The organism is Burkholderia sp. AW33-5 (assembly GCF_053427615.1).
The window spans coordinates 14957-34250 of sequence record NZ_JBSAXA010000002.1 but is presented as its reverse complement, the minus strand read 5'-3'; the positions used below and the strand labels follow the sequence as shown (position 1 = coordinate 34250).

Here is a 19294-nt window from a genome sequence, read left to right as displayed (position 1 = left end):
CCGTGGTTGCCGACCGAGCGTCAATGCATTGACCGGCGCCGATCTACTCGATGCCAAGTGCCTTTTTCTTCGCGTTGCGTTCGTTGGCCTCGTCCACCAACTGCTGAACGGACCGATACGCGGGATTCCGGATGCCCAGCTTCTCCTGCTTCCCCTTCCCGCGTAAAAACATCCATTCCGGCCACGTACGGACGTGATTGACCGAGCCGACGACGAACTCCCCACACGGTGGAATGTTCAGTTCCCGTGCCGTCTTTTCGCCGGCCTGATAAGCCGGGTAGTCGGGGCTGAACACGCGGTCCTGGCACGTGTCGTGCCACAAAACCATCTTCTCGCTCTTCTCAGCTTCCGAAAAATCGTCGAATACGAACCCGCCCGCGTTCGAAAGCGGGATCTTGCGCAGATTGCCCTGTGCATCACGTATCCCCACCAGCCAGTGCGCGTTGTCGTCCTTGTCGTACTCCTGCCACGGATTGATCGCCTCCCGCAACGGGTGCCGGCGCCCGTCCCGGTCCACCAGCAGGAACACGATGCTGCTGTACGGATAGCCGCCGCCCCGCTCGAAAGTCGGATGCCCCTTCACCTTGACAATGCCGTTCGCGGGCACGCTGACTTCATAACCATCACTGGCATGAACCAGGTCGATACCGTCCTTCTGGTCGAACAATGCGACGACGGGACCGACGTAATCGGACGGAATCAGAAAAATGAGCGGCATACGGGAACCTCTTCCAAAACCAGGCCACGCGGCGGCAACGGCAACCGCGATACACAAGGCCAGCAATACGTAGCGGGCACGCGAAAAGCGTCCGGGCTTGTTCGACGACACTATTTCCTCTTCCATAACGATGGATCCAGATCCTCGCCGTCTTTCGACCGGCCCTCGTTCGGATCGCGATGCAGGTGATAGTCGTTCCACGCGGACACCGTCAGATGACGCGTGACGGGCGGGCTCTTCACGCTGTCTCGCAGTCGCTGCCATACCTGACCGACGTCTTCATAGGCGGAAATATGCATCGGCACCTCGAAGCCGCCGCTCACGCCGTCGCCGATCTTCGTGATCGGATCCGCGGCCCATGCAACCTGGTCCATCCCGGGCAGGATGATCGGCGGCGGCATGTCGCCCATCGGATACTGGGTGCCATCACTCATCCGCACGGTCGGCGATCCGGCAGGCGCCTTGATGTCCGGCTCCGCCGGGTAGTCGTCCCGACGATCGGGTGTGCCGCCGAGTACCTGGGCGAAAAGCCACATCCGCGAGCCGAAATTGCCTTCGGTCGTCAATTCCACCCGCATCACGTTAGCAAACATGATCCGGCGATTGTCGCCGAACAGATGAGTGGCCGGCGTGCCGATCCGGACATGGGTACCGAGAAACAGCTTGTTCCCCGCAGGGTCCTCGATGAAGGCTTCGCAGTTCGGAAATCCGTCGCCATCAATCAGGATGACGATATCCATCCATTTGCGCACCCGCTCGATCTTGATATTGAGGTGGCCGTGCACGTCAAGCGACGGAACGACCGTGCGCCCTGCTTCGCGCAGCGAGAAACGGGAACCCCTGAACGCGAAATTCTTCCCGTCGTACACGAAATTCATGTCGGCGACCTGCTCCCCGGCGTGCTCCTGGGAAAACGCATTCGCCGTTGCTTTTCCTTCCGGCCGATAAAGCGGGTCGACGTAAGGCTCCGGACCATCCGAAAACACGGTCGGACCGGACGACGTGTTCGACGCCGTGAACACCGAGTCCGTCAGTCGCTGCTTGAAGGCGGCGAGCGAACCCTGCGCGAAATCCACGCTGAAGACCTGCCATACCCGAGAAGTCACGCGCCCGGCCCGGCGAGCCGGATAAATCGCATGAAAACTCTCTTCCAGGGAAAAGCCGCGATTGTCGCCGTGAAACCGGAAACCCAGTGGCTCGAACTTTTTGTTGGGATGAAACGAGCGAACGTTGATATCGTATTTCACCAGCTTCACCAACTCCACCGGCGTGGGACGGCCGTCCTGCATTTCCTTGTGCGTGCTGTTGGTCTGCGTCAGCACCTTGGGGCCGGGTTTCGTGACGACGGGATCACCAGCCATGGTCGATGTCCTCGTTACCCGTGTATTCGACTCGTACCGGCTTCGACGACGAGTGCGTGGAAAACGTGGCCGTCCGTCCATCCGCCGCGCGACTGATGCCCTCCAGTTTTTCGCCGCCGTCTCCCACCATGCGGTACGGCAGGTTCTTCAACGGTTCGCCCGTCGCGGCGTCGTGCAGATGATAGTACTCGTTGTACTGCCCGAGATCGCCCCACTTCCCTTGCTCCCGGGGAAAATCGGTCGCTCCGGCGAACTGATGCTGTGCGGCGTGAATGACCAGCTTGCCGGGACACCCGAACGTGACGTTGCCACCTTCGATCGTAATGTGCGCGCCGCCGCTGACTGCCAGATTCACGGTCGTCTTGCCCGTCAGTTCGACATTCGCGTTGGCCGACACCACCTTCAGGGCGTCTTTCGCCCGTACCGCCAGCGCATCGTGCTGCGCCTGCAGATCGAGGTTGTCCTGACCTGAAACCACGGTAAGGCCGGCGCCGTTCGCGGCACGCGCACCGGCCAGCCAGCCGACGCCCTGTCCGCTGTGAATCCGCAGCGTCTGATTGACCGCGAAGTTCGTGTCGGCACCGCTGCCGAGCGTCAGCGTTTCGCCCGCAACCCATTGCAGTCCCTGTCCGGCCAGCATGCCCTGGCCGCCCTGCGCAGCGACGCCCACCAGGGCATCACCCGTATGCGGAAGCGGTTTGCCGACTGCCCGTTCCTTCGCATCGCCGAGCGCCTGCGAAAAACCGTCCTGACCGACGGTCGTTTTCAGGCTTCGCTCCAGCGACTTGAGCGGCGCAGTCCCGGCGTCGAGCCGCGACCGGGCAGACTGCCGCGTACCGCGTTGCACGGCGAGTGGCACGGTGCCGTGCTCCCCGGCCGCACGGTCGAGGGATTCCGCCAGCACGGCCTGCTGCGAAAAAAGCGCCTGCAACGCCGACGCCTCCCCCGCCGGCTGACCGGAGCGCAGTGCATAGCTCGTCAGCAATGCGCCTCGCGTCGCGCGCAACGCGCCATACGCAGCCGTGCGCACTTCAAAGCCTTGTCCACGGAAGCTGCCGAGATAGTTGTCCGCCTGATAACGCAAGTGGCCAAGATTGAGTTGCGTTGCCGCATGCGTGGTGCTCATCTGCAAGCGGCCCATGCCATCGCTGTCGTCCGTGACGAGTTGGTTTGCACCCTGGCCGTCGAAACCCTGGCTCTTGAAGCCCGACAGCGCGCCGGCATGCGCATGGCGGTCCGCCCCGCCACCCACGCCATGCCACATTGGACTATTGCCGCCGGCCACGTTACCTTGCCCGCTGGCCGCGAGATCGGTCGCCTGCGCATAAACGGAAGCGTCGGCCGGCTGCGCAACGGCGCCGCCCGGCGTGGGCTTATCGCCGCCTTCTCCCTGCCCGTTGAACAGGCCGCCGAGGACGATCGGGCGATGAATCAGCCCATGATGAAACTGCACGAGCACTTCCTGTCCGATGCGGGGAGTCTGCTGCAAGCCATGTCCGTCACTGGCAAGACGCTGCATCGCGCGCGTCGGGTACGTACCCTTGTCGCCTTCGGCCTGCCAGTGAAACCGCAACCGGATACGTCCCTGCCCGTCCGTATGGACCGGAACGTTCGCACCGGGCTCGGCTTCCCCCCGCGCACCGACGACGATTGCGGTCTGCGCCCCGATGGCTGTCGGTGCCGGATTCCACCGCTGGCCGGTCCCGTCGTCCAGCGTAGGGCGCCATACCTGTTCACGCGGAACGGCTTCGAAGCGATTCGCATACCCCCCGGCTTCTGCCTGCTTCAGCGTACGCGCATCGACGTCAGGTAACCGCAGCGGCCCCAGCCGGTGCTCGAGCGCCTCGAGCACGGTTTCGGGCAGATTGTTGACACCGACATGCGCGACGTCGGTCAGCAGGAACGTATCCTGTACCGCGCCTTCATCGCGCAAATGCTGACGCCATGCCGCGCCGGCCACGCGTACGTTCCGACCGCATCGCGCGGTGCGAACGGTGCTGTAGCCTGTCCAGAATCGCGCCTGCGAAAAAATTGCATCCGCCTGCCGCCGCGCGGCATCGTCGGCCTGGCGAAAGCCGTCAAACGCCTCGGGGCCGACGTCGTCATACAGTTCCCGTGCGCCATCGGCGTTACCTAGACTCGCCGAACTCGTGACCGATTGATTTCCGCGGTAATCGCTGCTGAGCAGTGTCACGCGATCGGCCATCAGCGTGAGCGATTGCCCCATGCCGAGAATGGCATCATCCGGTTCAACCGTCGCGCCGCTCATGCGCTGCGGCACGCCACCGCGACGCGTCGACGTATCGTCTTCCGGCAATTGCGCGCTGTCGTCGAAAACCATCATCGTGTGGCCGGCGGGCGCGTCATCGTCCTCGACGAAGCAAAAACCCAACCCGGCCTCGGCCAGAACGTGCAGGACAAAATCGAGATTGCTGTGCGTGCGATATGGAACGACGTAATCGCGAGTCCCCACCGCCTGAATTCGCTGGTTTGCGTCGGCGGTATATCGCCAGCGCGCGATATCGCCATATTCCCGGAATATCCGGTCCAGAATATCGGCTACCGATTGATTGACGAATGTACGCTGGTCACGCCCATGCTCGAGCGCGGCAAGCCAAGGTACCAACTGCAGGCGGTAGCGGGCCAAACCCGCGTCGAAACCGATGCATTCAGCCTCCGCGACGAGGCCGCTGCGGGTCGCGATACTGCCGTCGGTCAACGCCGTATGTACCGCGGCGCGTTGCCCGAGCATCGTTTCCAGGTCGAGCGCGGGATCGCTTGCCAACGCGTAGACATCCCAGACGAAATTCGCGGACAACCGCTCCCGCCCGGTCCAGCGCTCAACTTGAAGCGACGCGATCGCACCTGGACCTTCAAGAGAATAAAGGCGATTGGCGCTGAATAATGTCGTGATTGACGTCAATACGTCCATGCGGCCCTCACCACTTTCCCGGAACGTGATTTGTTTGCTTGCGATGTTACAACAATACAAGGATCATGTAGCCAAATCCGGTACAGTTATCTTTTGTTCAGTAATTTTTACCAAATAAATCACACCCGCCTCAATCCCGGCAATTAATTTTAAATGGTCTGCCATTCGCAGAACGATTGGATCCCAGGATGGTGGGTTGCGGACGACCCGGGTCATATGCTCCCGGCAACGTCGCCCGGCGCGATCGTTCAGTTGCTTAGCAGGCCCCGCGGCCAGCGTGCGAATGGATCGCGAACCCGCGGCGGAGGGAAGGGTTCAAAACACGGGGTTCAAGCATGAGTCAGCGCCCTACCGTGCGCTATGCATTCGGCGTCGTTGTTCTATTCCTGTCGGTATGGGCCATCGCACTGCTTTACTGGCGGCTTGCCGGAAGGACGCCCAGTACGCGCGATCTTGTACTGGTCGGCATCGCCCTGCCGTTGCTCGTGATCACCGCATTTGTCGGCCTGCGTACCGGCACCATGCGTGCACCTGTGTCGAGCGCGTCCGAGCCGCCAGCCTCGGCGGCAAACTCGCCCCCCGCCGACGATGGCGAATCGGCCACCACCCTTTTCGTGCTCGACAGCAGCCTGCGCGTCCCGGCCGGACACACGATCGACGACGTCGCGACAGCCGCACGCCGAGGCACACTGGTCGATCTCCATGATCGATTGAAGCGGGCCGATGGAAGCCGCATCTTTGCGCGGGAGGACAGCACGATTTCGCTGGACGAATTTGACGAAAGTCTGCTTCCCCCAGGATCTGCCGGAAAACTGGACGACGAACACTGGCGCGCGCTGATGTTGGCCGGCAGCACGCTCGACGATTTGTTGTCTCGCCACGCCACGGCCGGTGGCGCAATGCGAAGCGCCGCGGATACCGTGCCGCCCGTCGAACTGCACGTGCTGTTGCCCGCGCGCTGGCGAGAGGTCGCGCCGATACTCGTCTCGTGGCTCGACGGCCGTGCCGCCCGCGCAAGCTGGCATTCAACGGTGGCCGCCGCACGGACGCACATCGTCACGCACCCGGCTGAGGCGCTGGCCGTGCTCGATGAGTTGAACCGGTCGCTCAACCACAACCTGCTTCCGAACCGGCACATCGTACTGGCTTGCGATTCATGGTTGAGTGAAAGCGCCGTGAATGTCCTCGATCGTCTGGGCAATCTGTATGGCCGCGACCACGTCGATGGAATCGTCCCTGGCGAAGGCGCGTGTGCACTGCTGGTCGCTCCGCCGGGAAATGGGGAATCGGCTCCCGCACCGGGCATACATCGCATCGCGTTCGCCACGAAGCACAACGACCGGCCTATCGAGCGGCTCCTCGACGACGCGCGGAGACTCGCTGACGATGCGAATGTAAAAATGAAAAACTGTGCGCTGGTCAGCGACGTCAGCCAAAGCGCTCGCCAGCGCAATGAAATCGCCAGCGCAATTAGCGCGACATGGCCCGCCGCAGACAGGAGCGGACATGATCTGCATCTCGGGCTGGCCAACGGGCACAGCGGGGCAGTTCTCACGCTAGCGGCGGTCGCCGTGGCCGCCCAGCACTGCCTGAAGGCGTCACAACCGGCCTTCGTCGTAACGCTGGCCGACCCGCTGTCGCAAGCCGCCTTGCTCGTCACGCCGCCGGCAGATGCCATCATCGATTCGGCGCTGGCCGCCTAAGCATTCCGTGCGGTAACAAACCCGCCACGGAAACAAAAATGCCCGCTTGCGCGGGCATTTGAATTCTGGCGGAGAGAGGGGGATTCGAACCCCCGATAGGCGATTAACCTATACACGCTTTCCAGGCGTGCGACTTAAACCACTCATCCATCTCTCCGGGAAGAGCGAGAGTATAGCAAACTTCCACGGCGTCCCGCCACTCCCTTGATAAACGCCGCCGCCGTGGGTTACGACCCAAAATAGACGACGTACCGGACGCCCCACTCGCGGGGAATGTCGCACCGACGTAGGTGCCACCACCGCACTCACCGCCACTCACGGATGCCGGATGTAATCCACCAACGCCCTCGTATACTCATCCGGCTGTCGATCGAGCAGACTCACCGCGATCGCCACCGCGAACCCCGCCGGCACGCCGAACACGCCTGAACTGATCGGCTCGATCCCGAACCACGTCCGCCCGGCGAACCCCGTCAGCTGCGTGAAGTACGGATACGTCGACACGATGTAGTACACGCACACCGCCAACCCCGTCACCATCCCGGCGATCGCCCCGCGCGTCGTCGTGCGCTTCCAGAACACCCCGAGCACCAGCACCGGAAAGAAGCTCGACGCCGCGAGCGAAAACGCCGCCCCGACCAGAAACAGAATCTTCCCCGTATTGAGCGACGCGACATACGACGCGAACAGCGCGACGCCAAGCAGCAAGACCTTCGAGATCGTCACGCGCCGCTGGCTCGATGCATCCGGCGCGACCATGCAGTAATAGACGTCGTGCGACAACGCATTCGCGATCGTCAGCAGCAACCCGTCCGCGGTCGACAGCGCCGCGGCCAGCGCTCCGGCCGCGATCAGCCCCGACACGACATACGGCAGCCCCGCGATCTCCGGCGCGGCCAGCACGACCATGTCCGGCTGCATCTGGATTTCCGACCAGTGCACGATGCCGTCGCGAATCACCTCGACGACGCTGATCAGGTCCGGTTCGAAGTGGTGCCACTGCGTGACCCACGCGGGCAGCTCGGCGATCGGCCGCCCGACGAGGCTGGTGAGAATCTCGTACTTGATCATCACCGCGAGCACCGGCACGCTCAGGTAGAACAACGCGATGAAGAACAGCGTCCAGCCGACCGAACGCCGGGCCGATGCGACCGACGTCGTCGTGTTGTAGCGCGTGAGGATATGCGGCAGGCTCGCAGTGCCAAGCGACAGGCACAGCAGCAGCGCGAGGAAATTCCGCTCGCGCGGCTTGCGGTCGTCGTCGTTCGCCGCGGGAAACGGCTCGTGCATCGGCACGGGTGGCTCGGCGCGTGCCAGCAGATCGTCGCGCGCCTGGGTCCAGGTCACGCGCGCCGCCGTCGGGTCGCGCGGGAAGTCGGCCAGCTCGCGCTCGCGCTGATTGATCTCGCGCAGCGGCCCGTTATGGCGCCGCAGGTCAGCAAGCTGGTCGACGAGTTGCCGGCGCGCGTCCGCATACGATGCGGGCAAGCGATCGAGCTGCGCCTGCACGACCGCAGCCTGCCGGCGATACGCATCGCGCACCTGCTGCTCCTCGGCCGCGTCGCGCAGTTGCGCCTCGCGCGCCGCCACGCGTTCCATCAGCTTGCCGTAATTGAATTGCGGCACCGGTCCGAGGCCGTTCTTCATCGCGATCAGCGACACGGGAATCAGGATCGCGCTGATCAGGATGATGTACTGCGCGACCTGCGTCCACGTGACCGCGCGCATCCCGCCGAGAAACGAGCACACGAGAATGCCCGCGAGCCCGCAGAAGATCCCGATCGCGAAGTCGACGCCGATGAAGCGCGTCGCGATCAGCCCGATCCCCTGAATCTGCGCGACCAGGTAGACGAACGAGCACAGGATCGCGGCGCCGGCCGCGAGCGCGCGCACGGCGGTGCTCGAAAAGCGCGTGCCGAGGAAATCGGGAATCGTGTAGCGCGCGAGCTTGCGCACGTACGGCGCGAGCAGGAACGCGACGAGGCAGAACCCGCCCGTCCACCCCATCACGTACGCGAGCGCGTCGTAGCCGGTTGCGTAGAGCGAGCCGGCGAGACCGATGAACGACGCCGCCGACAGCCAGTCGGCCGCCGTCGCCATCCCGTTGAACGCGGACGGTACGCGCCGCCCGGCCACGTAGTATTCGACGAGATCCGACGTGCGCGACAGCAGCCCGATCACCGCATACACGGCAATCGGCACGAACAGGAACACGTAGCCGATCCACACGCCGGAACCGGTCGCGCGCTCGATCCGCCACAGCAGCAGCACGAACCCGAGAAAGCCGAGCGTGTAAAGCGCGTACGCGCGAATCAGTCGATGCGTCAGCATGGATCAGCGGGCATGGTGCGAATTGCCCGCCTGCGCCGCATGTTCGTCGTACGCGCGCCGCAGCACGCGGTCCGCGCGCTGCATCAGGCCGATGTAGACGACGATCAGCACGAGATACACGAGAATCGCGCCCTGCGCGCCGACATAGAACGGCAGGCTGAAACCGGCGAAGCGGATGCCCGCGAGCGCGGGTGCGAAGAACGGCACGACGAACGACACCGTGAAGCCGATCGCCATCAGCACCACGATCAGCACGACGTTGAAACGCCAATAGCGCGCATGGGCACGCGCGAGCGGCTCGGGAACGGGCGGCGGCGCGGCGGGCGCCGGACGGGACGGAACGGTCATGCCGTTATTTAGCAAAAAGCCCCTGCGCGGGCAATCGGGATTGCCGCGCAGGGGCTCGTGCGCGCAACGTGCGCAACAGGCGCGGTCAGCGCACTTCGGCGAGCTGCTCGAGGATCGCCGGGTTCTCGAGCGTGGACGTGTCCTGCGTGATCGCCTCGCCCTTGGCGAGCGAGCGCAACAGGCGCCGCATGATCTTGCCCGAGCGCGTCTTCGGCAGGTTGTCGCCGAAGCGGATGTCCTTCGGCTTCGCGATCGGCCCGATCTGCTTGCCGACCCAGTCGCGCAGCGTTTTCGCGAGCGCCGCCGCTTCCTCGCCCTCCGGACGCGAACGCTTCAGCACCACGAACGCGACCACCGCCTCGCCCGTCGTGTCGTCCGGGCGGCCGACCACCGCCGCTTCCGCAACCAGCTCGTGCGAAACCAGCGCCGACTCGATCTCCATCGTCCCGAGCCGGTGGCCCGACACGTTCAGCACGTCGTCGATGCGGCCCATGATCGTGAAGTAGCCGGTGTCCTTGTCGCGCACCGTGCCGTCGCCGGCGAGGTAGAGCGTGCCGCCGAGTTCTTCCGGGTAGTAACTCTTCTTGAAACGCTCCGGGTCGCCCCAGATCGTGCGGATCATCGCCGGCCACGGACGCTTGACGACGAGAATGCCGCCTTGCCCGTTCGGTACGTCCTGCCCCGTCTCGTCGACCACCGCGGCCATGATGCCCGGCAGCGGCAGCGTGCACGAACCCGGCACCGTCGGCGTCGCGCCCGGCAGCGGCGTGATCATGTGGCCGCCGGTTTCGGTCTGCCACCACGTGTCGACGATCGGGCAGCGTTCCTGGCCGACGTGCTTGTGGTACCACATCCACGCTTCCGGATTGATCGGTTCGCCGACCGTGCCGATGATGCGCAGGCTAGACAGGTCGTAACTCTTCGGATGGACCTTGTCGTCGGCCTCGGCGGCCTTGATCAGCGAGCGGATCGCGGTCGGCGCGGTGTAGAACACCGTGACCTTGTGATCGTTGATCATCTTCCAGAAGCGGCCGGCGTCCGGATACGTCGGCACGCCTTCGAACACGACCTGCGTGCCGCCGCACGCGAGCGGGCCGTAGGTGATGTACGTGTGGCCCGTGACCCAGCCGATGTCGGCCGTGCACCAGAACACGTCGGTGGGCTTCCAGTCGAAGGTCCACTTCATCGTCTGCGCGGCCCACAGCAAATAGCCGCCGGTGCTGTGCTGCACGCCCTTCGGCTTGCCGGTCGAGCCCGACGTATACAGGATGAACAGCGGATGCTCGGCGCCGACCCATTCGGGTGCGCACGTATCGGATTCGCCGTCGGCGATCTCGTGCATCCACAGGTCGCGCCCGGCATGCCAGTCGATCTTGCCGCCGGTGCGGCGATAGACGATCACGCTCTTGACGGCTTCGCAGCCGCCCATCGCGAGCGCCTCGTCGGCGATGCTCTTGAGCGGCAGCGTCTTGCCGCCGCGCGCCTGCTCGTCGGCGGTGATGAGCGCGACCGCGCCGACGTCGACGAGCCGCTCGTTCAGCGATTTCGCGGAGAAACCGCCGAACACGACCGAGTGCGTGGCGCCGATGCGCGCGCAGGCCTGCATCGCGACGATGCCTTCGATCGACATCGGAATGTAGATGACGACGCGATCGCCCTTGCCGATTCCGCGTTTCTTCAGCGCATTCGCGAAGCGCGACACGCGAGCGAGCAGGTCGGCATAGGTGACGCGCGTAACGGTGCCGTCGTCGGCTTCGAAGATCACCGCGACGCGTTCGCCGTTGCCGGCTTCGACGTGACGGTCGAGGCAGTTGTACGACGCGTTGAGTTCGCCGTCGTCGAACCACTTGTAGAACGGCGCATTGCGCTCGTCGAGCACCTTGGTGAACGGCTTGTGCCAGCTGAGGCCTTCGCGCGCGAGACGCGCCCAGAAGCCTTCGTAATCCTGCTCGGCTTCGGCGGCCAGCGCGCGGTAGGCCGGCATGCCGGAAATGGTCGCCGCCTTCTCGAGCGCCTCGGGCGGCACAAACTGACGGGTTTCGTGAAGAACCGATTCAATCGCAGACATCGACTACCCCTTGGTGAACATGAATCCTCTGCATGGCGGCGCGATCGTGCGCGCCGCGTCTTGGCCGGCGCTTGCGCGCCGCTGTCTCCCACTCACCCGCGCGCGGCCCGAAGGCTGCGCGCGATGCTGCGCCGCACCACGTCACAAGACGGTGGATGTACGGCCCGGCGATATCCACGATAAGCGCTCGAACTTACCCGTCACTTACGCGACACCGCCGTTTCGCACGCCGCGCGGCGGCGCCTTGCGGTCTGCTTTACGCTGTTACAACCGCGACCCTACAATCCTAACTGAACTCGCCTCCCGGATTCCAGCTTGAATCGCTACGCCCTCTTCCTCATCCTGTCGATGCTGTTTGTCGGCAGCAACGTCGGTATCGGCAAATCCATCGTCGTCTTCGTCCCGGTCGCCATCCTCGCCACGCTGCGCTTCGTGATCGCGATCGCCGTGCTGTGGCCGCTGTTCAGCCCGGTGAAGATGCGTGCCGTCCGGCGCGCGGAATGGCTGAACCTGTTCCTGCAGGCGTTCTTCGGTACCTTCATGTTTACGCTGCTGATGCTCAATGGCGTGCAGCGCACGAGCGCAGTCGCGGCCGGCGTGATCACGAGCACCATCCCGGCGATCGTCGCGCTGTTCGCGTGGCTGATCCTGCGTGAAAAACCGAACGGCCGTGCGCTCGTGTCGATCGCACTCGCGATCGCCGGCGTCGTGACGATCAACCTCGCCAACGGCAGCGCAGGCAGCGCGTCCGCGCACGGCGCCGGCGGCACCTCGGCCGGCTCGCTGACCGGCAACCTGCTGATCCTCGGCGCCGTGTGCTGCGAATCGATCTACGTGATCCTGTCGCGCCGGCTCACGCAGACACTCGCGCCGATCGACATCTGCGCATACACGCATCTGTTCGGCCTGTGCCTGATGCTGCCGCTCGGCGCGACGGCGTTGTGGCATTTCGATTACGCGAGCGTGCCGGCCGGTACGTGGGCGCTCGTCGTCTGGTACGGGCTGTCGGCCAGCATCTTCTCGTTCTGGCTGTGGATGAAAGGTATCCGGCACGTGCCGGGCAGCCTCGCCGGCGTGTTCAGCGCGGTGCTGCCGGTCGCGGCCGCCGCGTACGGCATCGCGTTTCTCGGCGAACGCCCGACGCTCGCGCACGGCATTGCGCTCGCCTGCGTCGTCACCGGCATCGTGCTCGCGAGCCTGCGCGTGAAGCGCGTGGCAGCCGCGGCGTCCTGATCCGTCCCCGGCAACCCCGGCGCGTCGCTGCAGTCGCGCCGGCCGACGCGTTACAATAGCGCGCCTTTTCAAGATTACCCCCGATACCTGCGCCCAGCGCCCGACCCTCCACCATGTCTGCCCCGCATTCGCCCGGCTCCACCCGTCGTCCCCTGCGCCCGCTGCCCGCGCTGATCTTCATGAGCCGCTGGCTCCAGGTTCCGCTTTATCTGGGCCTGATCGTCGCGCAGGCCATCTATGTGTTCCTGTTCCTGAAGGAAGTCTGGCACCTGCTGTCGCACGCGACGAGCCTGGACGAGATCAGCGTGATGCTCGCAGTGCTCGGCCTGATCGACGTCGTGATGATCTCGAACCTGCTGATCATGGTGATCGTCGGCGGCTACGAGACGTTCGTGTCGCGCCTCGGCATCGAGGGCCACCCCGACGAGCCCGAGTGGCTCGACCACGTGAACGCGGGCGTGCTGAAGGTCAAGCTGTCGATGGCGCTGATCAGCATTTCGTCGATCCACCTGCTGAAGACCTTCATCAACCCCGACCAGCACACGACGCACGCGATCATGTGGCAGGTGATCATCCACGTGTCGTTCCTCGTGTCGGCGCTCGTGATGGCGTGGGTCGACCGCCTGACGACCCACACGCACCCGGCCCATTTCCACGAGACGCATGCGCCCACCCCGGCCGTGTCCCGCGAATCGGTCAAAGTCGCCGCCAACGCATAAACGTATTCCCCTCAGTCCTCACAGAGTCTCAGCCATGACCGTCATCAAACAGGAAGACCTGATCCAGAGCATCGCGGATTCGCTGCAGTACATCAGCTACTACCACCCGCTCGACTACATCCAGGCCCTCGGCCGCGCGTACGAGCTGGAAGAGAGCCCGGCCGCGAAGGACGCGATCGCGCAGATCCTCACGAACAGCCGCATGTGCGCGGAAGGCAAGCGCCCGATCTGCCAGGACACCGGCATCGTCACGATCTTCGTGAAGGTCGGCATGGACGTGCGCTGGGACGGCGCGACGATGGGTCTCACCGACATGATCAACGAAGGCGTGCGCCGCGGTTACACGCACCCGGACAACGTGCTGCGCGCATCGATCGTCAATCCGCCGGAAGGCGCCCGCAAGAACACGAAGGACAACACGCCGGCCGTGATCCACTACGAGATCGTGCCGGGCGACAAGGTCGACGTGCAGGTCGCGGCGAAGGGCGGCGGCTCGGAGAACAAGTCGAAGTTCGTGATGCTGAACCCGTCCGACTCGATCGTCGACTGGGTGCTGAAGACGGTCCCGACGATGGGCGCGGGCTGGTGCCCGCCGGGCATGCTCGGGATCGGCATCGGCGGCACAGCCGAAAAGGCGATGCTGATGGCGAAGGAATCGCTGATGGAGCCGATCGACATCCAGGAAATCATCGCGCGCGGCCCGAAGGACTGGGTCGAGGAACTGCGCGTCGAGCTGCACGAGAAGGTCAACGCGCTCGGCATCGGCGCGCAGGGCCTCGGCGGCCTCGCAACCGTGCTCGACGTGAAGATCATGGCCGCACCGACGCACGCGGCGTCGAAGCCGGTCGCACTGATCCCGAACTGCGCGGCCACGCGCCACGCGCACTTCGTGCTCGACGGCTCGGGCCCCGCGAAGCTCGAGGCGCCGTCGCTCGACGCGTGGCCGAAGGTCCAGTGGGAACCGAACACGGAAACGAGCAAGCGCGTCGACCTGAACACGCTGACGCCGGAAGAAGTCGCGAGCTGGACGCCGGGCCAGACGCTGCTGCTGTCGGGCAAGATGCTCACGGGCCGCGACGCCGCGCACAAGCGCATCGCCGACATGCTCGCGAAGGGCGAGAAGCTGCCGGTAGACTTCACGAACCGCGTGATCTACTACGTCGGCCCGGTCGATCCGGTGCGTGACGAAGTGGTCGGCCCGGCAGGCCCGACGACGGCCACGCGGATGGACAAGTTCACCGAGACGATGCTCGCCCAGACGGGCCTGATCTCGATGGTCGGCAAGGCCGAGCGCGGCCCGGTCGCGATCGACGCGATCAAGAAGCACAAGGCGGCGTATCTGATGGCGGTCGGCGGTGCGGCTTACCTCGTGTCGAAGGCGATCCGCGGCGCGAAGGTGCTCGCATTCGAAGACCTCGGCATGGAAGCGATCTACGAGTTCGACGTGCAGGACATGCCGGTGACGGTGGCGGTCGATTCGTCGGGCACGTCGGTGCACCAGACCGGTCCGAAGGAGTGGCAGGCGAAGATCGGCAAGATCCCGGTCGCAACCGCTTAAGCGCGCTCACGAAAGGCCGGACGGATGTCCGGCCTTTTTACTTCTCATTCTCGTTATCGCGCGCGGCCCGCAATCCGGGGCCGATTCTCATTACACGCAAAAGGCAGGCCCGACAAGGCTTCGAGGCTTGGCTTTTCCCGTTCGAGCGATTATCGTTCGGTTTCTGAAGCCCCACTGAACAAGGAACAGCCATGCAAGGCGACAAGAAAGTCATCGAATACCTGAACGCCCAACTGAAGAACGAACTCACGGCGATCAACCAATACTTCCTGCATGCGCGCATGTACAAGCACTGGGGCCTCGAAAAACTCGGCAAGCACGAATACGACGAATCGATCGGCGAAATGAAGCATGCCGACTGGCTGATCGAGCGCGTGTTCATGCTCGACGGCCTGCCGAACCTGCAGGACCTGCACAAGCTGCTGATTGGCGAGGAAACCGAAGAGATCCTGAAGTGCGACCTGAAGCTCGAGCAGATCTCGCAGTCCACGTGCAAGGAAGCGATCGCTTACTGCGAATCGGTACGTGACTACGTGTCGCGCGAGATCTTCGAAAAGATCCTCGACGACACCGAAGAGCACATCGACTGGCTGGAAACGCAGATCGACCTGATCGGCAAGGTCGGCCTGCAGAACTACCAGCAGACGATGATGGGTTCGCCCGAGTAATCGCCACGCCCGCCACACTAGCCACGATCGCCACCTCGCCTTCCGCATGACGACGACGAACCCGCCAGCCGCTTCCGCGGTCCGCCCCGCCGCCCCCGTCGGCATCTTCGATTCGGGGCTCGGCGGCCTGTCGGTGCTGCGTGCCGTGCGCGCGCACCTGCCCGGCGAGTCGTTCGTCTATGTCGCCGATTCGCACCATGCACCGTATGGTCCACGCGACGAGGCATTCATTACGGAGCGCACGCTGGCCATCGGCGAGTGGCTCGCCCGCGAAGGCGCGAAGGCGCTCGTGATCGCGTGCAACACCGCAACGGCGCGCGCGATCGCGGCCATCCGCGAGCGCCTGTCGATACCGCTCGTCGGTGTCGAGCCGGGCATCAAGCCGGCCGCCGTGCTGTCCGCGACCGGCGTCGCGGGCGTGCTCGCCACGCAATCGACGCTGAACAGCCCGCGCTTTCAGGCACTGCTCGACCGCTACGGCGCCGGCCGCCGCTTCATCTGCCAGCCCGGCCACGGGCTCGTCGAAGCGATCGAACGCGGCGACACGAACTCACCCGCGTTGCGCGCGCTGCTCGCGCGTTACCTGCAGCCGATGCTCGACGACGGCGCCGATACGCTGGTGCTCGGCTGCACGCACTACCCGTTCTTCACGGAAACGATCCGTGACCTTGTCGGCGACCGCCTGACGATCGTCGATACGAGCGATGCCATCGCCCGGCAACTCACGCGGGTGCTCGACGAACGCGGCCTGCGCGCGCCGGCCGGCACGCATGCCGCGCCGCCACGCTTCTGCTCGACGAGCGACGGCCTGCAACTGCGCGCCCTCGCATCGTCGCTGCTCGGCATCGACGCGCCGGTCGAATCCGTCACCATTTCCTCTCCGAACGCGCGCGCCTGCGCGACCGTCTGACGCGGGCCGGCACGCCGCCGGTTCGCCCTCTCCCGCTCCGCTTCCCGGTTCAAGGGTCCGATGACCTTAAAAAAAGCCGAACCAGGCTTGTCAACGTCCGCAAATTTAATGATAATAATTCGCATTAACGTTAGCTATCGCAACTCATCATGATCGTCTGCGTGTGCAAGTCTGTTTCCGACCGCAAGATTCGCGCGTCCCTCGCCGAGGGCCTGAGTTCTTTCGATGAACTCCAGTTCGAGCTCGGCGTGGCCACCTGCTGCGGCAAGTGCGAGGAGTCCGTCCGCGACCTCATGGCCGAGCAAGGCGTCTGCGCGAGCCGGTGCGGTGTCGAGCATCACGCTCATCCGATTCCGGTGACGTTCTACGACCGCAAGGCCGCCTGAGCGGCGCCGAGCGTACCCGTGCGGCTGCGGCCGCATTTGATGTCCGACCGTCAGCAAGCCACCTTCCGCGCGAGCCAGCGGCTTACCTGCCAAGGAGCCTGACATGGAATTGCTGATCGGATTTGTGACCACCGTGTGCATCTCGCTGCTGATCTTCCGCAAGTAACACCGATTCACCCGCCGCGCCCCGGGTGCGACGTCGTTCTTTCAAGCTAACATGCAGGCTTCGCAATCCGCTCCTGCCGGCGTCCTGCCGGCTGCCCCACGTATGAATCCCCGGGTCATCACCGTCGCGGTCGGTGTGCTTGCCGCACATGCGATCATGCTGACGGCCGCGTGGCTCCATCGCAACGCGCCGCCGCCGAAGGCGGTCGAAGTCCAGTCGATCACCGCGCAGTTGATCCCGCCCGCGCCGGCCGCTCAGCCGGTCGCGGTCGAATCGGTTGCGCAACCCGCGCCACCGAAGCCCACGCCGCGCGTCAAGCCGAAGGTCGAACCGAAACCGGTACAGAAAGCAGTCAAGCCGACGCCTCAGCCGGTCGCACAATCGCCGTCTCCGACGCCCGCCCCGGCAGCCGATCCGTCACCCGCGCCCACCGCCCCCGCTGCCGCCCCCGCCGCGCCGGCGGCCACGCCCGGTCCGGCCCGTGAGACGATGCAAGTCAGCGCGCCGAAGAACGTATCGGCGCTCAAGTGCAGTTTCGTAAAGCCCACCTATCCGTCGATGTCGCGTCGCCGCGGCGAAACGGGCACGGCCTATGTTCACTTCGTCATCGGCTTGACGGGCAAGATCGAAAGTGTCGAGTTGCAAAAGAGCAGCGGCTACCCGCGCCTCGACGAGGCAGCGCTGGATGCGACACGCGCCAGCACCTGCCCGCCATACCTCGAGAACGGGCAAGCGATCCGCGCCGCCCATACGCTGCCCTTCAACTTCACGCTCGACGATTAACCCGCCTCATTCGAAAGATTCAAAGGAAACAAAAATGCAAAGCTACGGTATCGCGCACGTCTGGGCGCAAGGTGATTTCGTCACGCGCGCCATCGCGATCACGCTGCTCGTGATGTCGGTCCTGTCGTGGATCGTGATCATCGTCAAGGGCTGGAACGTGGTTCGCCTGAACCGTCTCACGAAGAATGCCGAACAGGCATTCTGGCATTCGGACGATTTCGACGACGGCATCAAGAAGCTCGGTCTCGCCGCATCGACGCCCAGTGACAACCCGTTCCTCGCGCTCGCGCTGTCCGGCAAGGAAGCCGCCGATCACCACCATCAGACGCAACCGCACCTGCACGACCGCATGGACGTGTCGGACTGGGTCACGCGCTGCCTGAAGGACACGATGGACGAAGGCATCTCGCGCATGCAGGCCGGTCTCGCGATCCTCGCGTCGATCGGCAGCACGGCGCCGTTCGTCGGCCTGTTCGGCACGGTCTGGGGCATCTACCACGCGCTGCTCGCGATCGGCGCAACCGGCCAGACGTCGATCGACCAGGTCGCGGGCCCGGTCGGCGAGTCGCTGATCATGACGGCCTTCGGCCTGTTCGTCGCGATTCCCGCAGTGCTCGGCTACAACGCACTGACCCGTGCGAACAAGGGTGTCGTCAGCAAGCTGCGCCGCTTCGCGCACGGCCTGCACGCATACTTCGTGACGGGTGCGCGCCTCGCGTCGTCGTCGGCCCGCGACGGCCTGCGCCTTGCTTCGCGCGCCAGCTGAGACGGGGTGAACCATGGCAATGAACACCGGCTTCAGCGATGACGACGACGATGGCGTGATGAGCGAGATCAACATGACGCCGCTCGTCGACGTCATGCTCGTACTCCTGATCATTTTCCTCGTGACGATCCCGGCGATGCAGCACGCGGTGAAGATCGACCTGCCGCACGCGAGCAGCCAGCCCGTCGACGAAAAACCGCAGACGGTCGACGTCGCGATCCAGGGCAACGGCACGATCCTGTGGAACGACCAGACGGTCACGCGCGAGCAGTTGCAGGCGCACATCGCGGAAGCGGCACAGCATCAGCCGCAACCGGAGTTGCACCTGCGTGCCGACCGCAAGGTTGCGTATGAGCGTGTGGCCGAAGTGATGTCCGATGCGCAGGCCGGCGGCCTGACGAAGCTCGGCTTCGTGACGGAGCCGACTGCGAAGGCGAAGTAACGCACGCGCGGTTGTCTCGCCGGGCGCGCCTCGCCGGCCGCGCCCAGCCGGCCGCACCTCGCCGGCCGCGCACAAAGTAAAAGGCCTTCATCGCCAGATGAAGGCCTTTTTTCATGCGCACGCGGGCGCCTTCGGGCGGCGGGCTCTTCGGCGGTATCGGTTGCGCCTCGAGCAACGCAAATGCGGCTACCGTGGTCTTCAC

Annotated in this window: 16 protein-coding genes and 1 tRNA gene; 10 read left to right on the top strand and 7 right to left on the bottom strand. The window is 64.7% G+C overall.

Annotated elements, in window-relative coordinates; genetic code table 11:
- Positions 1-43: 43 nt before the first annotated feature.
- The 3 genes from ACV22V_RS03680 to ACV22V_RS03670 are packed head-to-tail and all read right to left on the bottom strand — an operon-like array spanning position 44 to position 5011.
- The gene (locus tag ACV22V_RS03680) at positions 44-844 is read right to left on the bottom strand and encodes a hypothetical protein (RefSeq protein ID WP_257129909.1); all 801 of its coding nucleotides are present in this window, start codon (positions 842-844) and stop codon (positions 44-46) included.
- Positions 829-2079 (bottom strand): hypothetical protein, encoded by a 1251-nt coding sequence (locus ACV22V_RS03675; protein ID WP_448013039.1) that lies wholly within the window; start codon positions 2077-2079, stop codon positions 829-831. The genes ACV22V_RS03680 and ACV22V_RS03675 overlap by 16 nt, the downstream gene beginning before the upstream one ends.
- Positions 2069-5011 carry a type VI secretion system Vgr family protein gene (locus tag ACV22V_RS03670; protein ID WP_448013038.1) on the bottom strand — a complete coding sequence of 981 codons (2943 nt, stop codon included), beginning with the start codon at positions 5009-5011 and terminating at the stop codon, positions 2069-2071. The genes ACV22V_RS03675 and ACV22V_RS03670 overlap by 11 nt, the downstream gene beginning before the upstream one ends.
- 335 nt (positions 5012-5346) lie before the next feature.
- Between ACV22V_RS03670 and ACV22V_RS03665 the strand changes: the two genes are divergently transcribed.
- On the top strand, positions 5347-6714 hold the full coding sequence (locus tag ACV22V_RS03665) for a hypothetical protein (RefSeq protein WP_448013036.1): 1368 nt from the start codon (positions 5347-5349) through the stop codon (positions 6712-6714).
- A gap of 66 nt (positions 6715-6780) precedes the next feature.
- On the opposite strand, the gene ACV22V_RS03660 is transcribed toward ACV22V_RS03665, so the two are convergent.
- The 4 genes from ACV22V_RS03660 to acs all read right to left on the bottom strand — a co-directional run bounded on the left by ACV22V_RS03660 (position 6781) and on the right by acs (position 11461).
- Positions 6781-6871 (bottom strand) — tRNA-Ser (locus ACV22V_RS03660).
- A gap of 158 nt (positions 6872-7029) precedes the next feature.
- Complete coding sequence (locus ACV22V_RS03655; RefSeq protein WP_059689162.1) at positions 7030-9045, bottom strand: sodium:solute symporter family protein; 2016 nt, start codon at positions 9043-9045, stop codon at positions 7030-7032.
- Positions 9046-9048: 3 nt separating this feature from the next.
- Entirely contained in the window at positions 9049-9393 is a 345-nt protein-coding gene (locus tag ACV22V_RS03650; protein ID WP_448013035.1) for a DUF4212 domain-containing protein, read from the bottom strand.
- 85 nt (positions 9394-9478) lie between these two features.
- Entirely contained in the window at positions 9479-11461 is a 1983-nt protein-coding gene (acs, locus tag ACV22V_RS03645; protein ID WP_448013033.1) for an acetate--CoA ligase, read from the bottom strand.
- A gap of 315 nt (positions 11462-11776) precedes the next feature.
- On the opposite strand from acs, the gene ACV22V_RS03640 reads away from it, so the two are divergent.
- From ACV22V_RS03640 to ACV22V_RS03600, 9 genes are all read left to right on the top strand, one after another.
- Positions 11777-12694 (top strand): DMT family transporter, encoded by a 918-nt coding sequence (locus tag ACV22V_RS03640; protein WP_448013031.1) that lies wholly within the window; start codon positions 11777-11779, stop codon positions 12692-12694.
- 113 nt (positions 12695-12807) lie between these two features.
- Complete coding sequence (locus ACV22V_RS03635; RefSeq protein ID WP_448013030.1) at positions 12808-13413, top strand: TIGR00645 family protein; 606 nt, start codon at positions 12808-12810, stop codon at positions 13411-13413.
- A 34-nt stretch (positions 13414-13447) separates the two neighbouring features.
- Positions 13448-14971 (top strand): fumarate hydratase, encoded by a 1524-nt coding sequence (locus ACV22V_RS03630; RefSeq protein ID WP_006478316.1) that lies wholly within the window; start codon positions 13448-13450, stop codon positions 14969-14971.
- A 191-nt stretch (positions 14972-15162) separates the two neighbouring features.
- Positions 15163-15639 (top strand): bacterioferritin, encoded by a 477-nt coding sequence (gene bfr, locus ACV22V_RS03625; RefSeq protein WP_059535536.1) that lies wholly within the window; start codon positions 15163-15165, stop codon positions 15637-15639.
- 46 nt (positions 15640-15685) lie between these two features.
- Positions 15686-16549, top strand: a complete 864-nt coding sequence (murI, locus tag ACV22V_RS03620; RefSeq protein WP_448013028.1) for a glutamate racemase — start codon at positions 15686-15688, stop codon at positions 16547-16549.
- Between the two features lie 149 nt (positions 16550-16698).
- Positions 16699-16935, top strand: coding sequence for a (2Fe-2S)-binding protein (locus tag ACV22V_RS03615; protein ID WP_059702732.1), 237 nt, complete (start codon positions 16699-16701; stop codon positions 16933-16935).
- Between the two features lie 217 nt (positions 16936-17152).
- Entirely contained in the window at positions 17153-17884 is a 732-nt protein-coding gene (locus ACV22V_RS03610) for an energy transducer TonB (protein ID WP_223962579.1), read from the top strand.
- Between the two features lie 34 nt (positions 17885-17918).
- The gene (locus tag ACV22V_RS03605; protein ID WP_059449473.1) at positions 17919-18650 is read left to right on the top strand and encodes a MotA/TolQ/ExbB proton channel family protein; all 732 of its coding nucleotides are present in this window, start codon (positions 17919-17921) and stop codon (positions 18648-18650) included.
- 13 nt (positions 18651-18663) lie between these two features.
- On the top strand, positions 18664-19092 hold the full coding sequence (locus ACV22V_RS03600) for an ExbD/TolR family protein (protein WP_006754473.1): 429 nt from the start codon (positions 18664-18666) through the stop codon (positions 19090-19092).
- Positions 19093-19294: the final 202 nt, after the last annotated feature.

Bases quoted from the DNA above. Each gene is read 5' to 3' on its own strand.
- ACV22V_RS03665 (WP_448013036.1), top strand. From the start codon at position 5,347: ATGAGTCAGCGCCCTACCGTGCGCTATGCATTCGGCGTCGTTGTTCTA.
- ACV22V_RS03675 (WP_448013039.1), bottom strand. From the start codon at position 2,079: ATGGCTGGTGATCCCGTCGTCACGAAACCCGGCCCCAAGGTGCTGACG.
- acs (WP_448013033.1), bottom strand. From the start codon at position 11,461: ATGTCTGCGATTGAATCGGTTCTTCACGAAACCCGTCAGTTTGTGCCG.
- ACV22V_RS03600 (WP_006754473.1), top strand. From the start codon at position 18,664: ATGGCAATGAACACCGGCTTCAGCGATGACGACGACGATGGCGTGATG.
- ACV22V_RS03635 (WP_448013030.1), top strand. From the start codon at position 12,808: ATGTCTGCCCCGCATTCGCCCGGCTCCACCCGTCGTCCCCTGCGCCCG.
- ACV22V_RS03615 (WP_059702732.1), top strand. From the start codon at position 16,699: ATGATCGTCTGCGTGTGCAAGTCTGTTTCCGACCGCAAGATTCGCGCG.
- ACV22V_RS03630 (WP_006478316.1), top strand. From the start codon at position 13,448: ATGACCGTCATCAAACAGGAAGACCTGATCCAGAGCATCGCGGATTCG.
- ACV22V_RS03655 (WP_059689162.1), bottom strand. From the start codon at position 9,045: ATGCTGACGCATCGACTGATTCGCGCGTACGCGCTTTACACGCTCGGC.
- ACV22V_RS03680 (WP_257129909.1), bottom strand. From the start codon at position 844: ATGGAAGAGGAAATAGTGTCGTCGAACAAGCCCGGACGCTTTTCGCGT.
- bfr (WP_059535536.1), top strand. From the start codon at position 15,163: ATGCAAGGCGACAAGAAAGTCATCGAATACCTGAACGCCCAACTGAAG.
- murI (WP_448013028.1), top strand. From the start codon at position 15,686: ATGACGACGACGAACCCGCCAGCCGCTTCCGCGGTCCGCCCCGCCGCC.
- ACV22V_RS03605 (WP_059449473.1), top strand. From the start codon at position 17,919: ATGCAAAGCTACGGTATCGCGCACGTCTGGGCGCAAGGTGATTTCGTC.
- ACV22V_RS03610 (WP_223962579.1), top strand. From the start codon at position 17,153: ATGCAGGCTTCGCAATCCGCTCCTGCCGGCGTCCTGCCGGCTGCCCCA.
- ACV22V_RS03670 (WP_448013038.1), bottom strand. From the start codon at position 5,011: ATGGACGTATTGACGTCAATCACGACATTATTCAGCGCCAATCGCCTT.
- ACV22V_RS03650 (WP_448013035.1), bottom strand. From the start codon at position 9,393: ATGACCGTTCCGTCCCGTCCGGCGCCCGCCGCGCCGCCGCCCGTTCCC.